The sequence below is a fragment of the Saccharospirillum impatiens DSM 12546 genome (assembly GCF_000423605.1).
In the GTDB taxonomy this organism is placed as follows: domain Bacteria; phylum Pseudomonadota; class Gammaproteobacteria; order Pseudomonadales; family Natronospirillaceae; genus Saccharospirillum; species Saccharospirillum impatiens.
The window spans coordinates 1-1,762 of the sequence record NZ_AUIH01000140.1 but is presented as its reverse complement, the minus strand read 5'-3'; the positions used below and the strand labels follow the sequence as shown (position 1 = coordinate 1,762).

The window sequence follows — 1,762 nt, the reverse complement described above, 5'->3', positions numbered from 1 at the left end:
TAGACCTTAGCCCACTGGAGTTGGTGGCCTACAACTACACGGTGGAGGACTACGAGACCTACTTCGTGGGTGAGTTTGGGTTGTGGGTGCATAATTCTTGTAGGGTATTAACAAATAGACGAGCACGAGATATAGCGGAAGATAAAGGTTTTAAAAACGTTTCCGGCAATGTACCAAGCAGAGTTCAAAGAGCGGTTGGGGAGAACCCAGTTTATTATGATAAGGACTCAAATCGATATTATTCACCTGATAAGGCTGGGCATAGGGCTGATGATGCCTGGAAGCGTTTTGATAGAGATGGAAATAGAGAGACAGGAGTCTTTGATGAAGATGGTAGTTTTTTGGTTGTAAGTGACTAATGGATATTTTCCTTAGAATTTCAGAGAAATTCCCCATAAGCGATATTTTCCGCGTGGGACCTTATAATAGATTTGGAGACGACCCTGATTTTAAGAGATCTTATAGAATATATTTTGATCAACAAAAAGCGGAAACCAGTATACGTTCGAAAAAGGGTGAAGACCTTAAAACGCTCATCTTAGATGAATTCTCAAAGGCACTGGGATACGTTGGCATTGACTCAACGGGATATGCTTTTGTTGTTTGGTCTTCTTCTAAAGACTCAAGTAGGTCACTAGAGGATATTATTCCAAACCTTAAAGAGCGTTTTGAATTTGATCAGACAAAGTTCATCATGGATGAAACATACTTTACTGTATGGGGGTTTGTTGCGAGCAAGACTATAATATTTAAAATATTAAACCTTTTTATTAATAGATTTGTATGTCTTGATGGTGATGATTTTTTGAATGGTGATTTCTTTGTTGCTAATGAAAGTCTGGATGCAGTAATTAACGTTTATGATGATAGAGGTATGGACGTAATTATTCATGGATGATTACTGTCGATGGCACTCATAAAGCAATAATTCATGGTCGAAATATATGCACTGTTCACAGTCTGGAAATCACGAAAATGAAACAGGAGCTACATTTGAAAAGCTATTTCTTCGCCCTTGGGTTGTCGTTTAGCACAATAGTATTAGCTAGTGCAGACAACTTACCGGCTGCTGACGATCGCACTCCTTCCGTACACGACAGTGCAGCGCTTGGTGCGCTGCTCATCGCTATTGTCGATCAAACCAACCCGATACTGCCAGCTAAAATCGATGAAGACACTGTTCTGGTACAACTTACTGCAGAGCAGACAACGTTGATCTATGACTATAAAATCCTTACGCTCACATCGCAGGAGATGCCTGCGGAAGAACTGGAAAATCTCATGCGGCCCATTGTAATTACACAAAGCTGTAGCATGGCGAACATTCGGCCGATACTCGACCAAGGGGCTACCATGCGTTATCAATACACCGCCAGTGATGATGTATGGCTGACCGAAATTGACGTAAGCGAACAGGATTTCTGACGTGATGAGGAAGGGCTGTGGGGTGGCACAGACGCGGCGAGTCATTCGCATCCTCGATGCCTACATCCACTACCACGCCGATGGCCTGACCATCACCGTAGGCAACACCGAGAGCCAACGTGAAACCCTAGTTGCTACCGGTGAGCATCCGTTCTATGTTATGGGGCGGGGCTTTACCCGAGGCGATGAACTGACCGTAGGTCAGCAGGTCGCGACCCACACCCAGCAGCCCGTGGAAGTGTTGGACGTAGACCTTAGCCCACTGGAGTTGGTGGCCTACAACTACACGGTGGAGGACTACGAGACCTACTTCGTGGGTGAGTTTGGGTTGTGGGTG

The 1,762-nt window shown here is 44.6% G+C and carries 4 protein-coding genes; all 4 read left to right on the top strand.

Features of this window, described 5'->3' with window-relative positions:
- Positions 1 to 359 (top strand): hypothetical protein (locus G565_RS26970; protein WP_211227248.1); only part of this gene is annotated, 359 nt, incomplete at its 5' end.
- A complete protein-coding gene (locus G565_RS0120890; RefSeq protein WP_028672531.1) occupies positions 359 to 898 on the top strand; it encodes a DUF3885 domain-containing protein in 540 nt (179 codons plus the stop codon). The genes G565_RS26970 and G565_RS0120890, both read left to right, overlap by 1 nt.
- Positions 899 to 975: 77 nt before the next feature.
- The gene (locus G565_RS0120885) at positions 976 to 1,425 is read left to right on the top strand and encodes a hypothetical protein (RefSeq protein WP_157600194.1); all 450 of its coding nucleotides are present in this window, start codon (positions 976 to 978) and stop codon (positions 1,423 to 1,425) included.
- A gap of 4 nt (positions 1,426 to 1,429) precedes the next feature.
- A partial coding sequence (locus G565_RS25380; RefSeq protein WP_245584232.1) for a polymorphic toxin-type HINT domain-containing protein occupies positions 1,430 to 1,762 on the top strand: 333 nt, incomplete at its 3' end.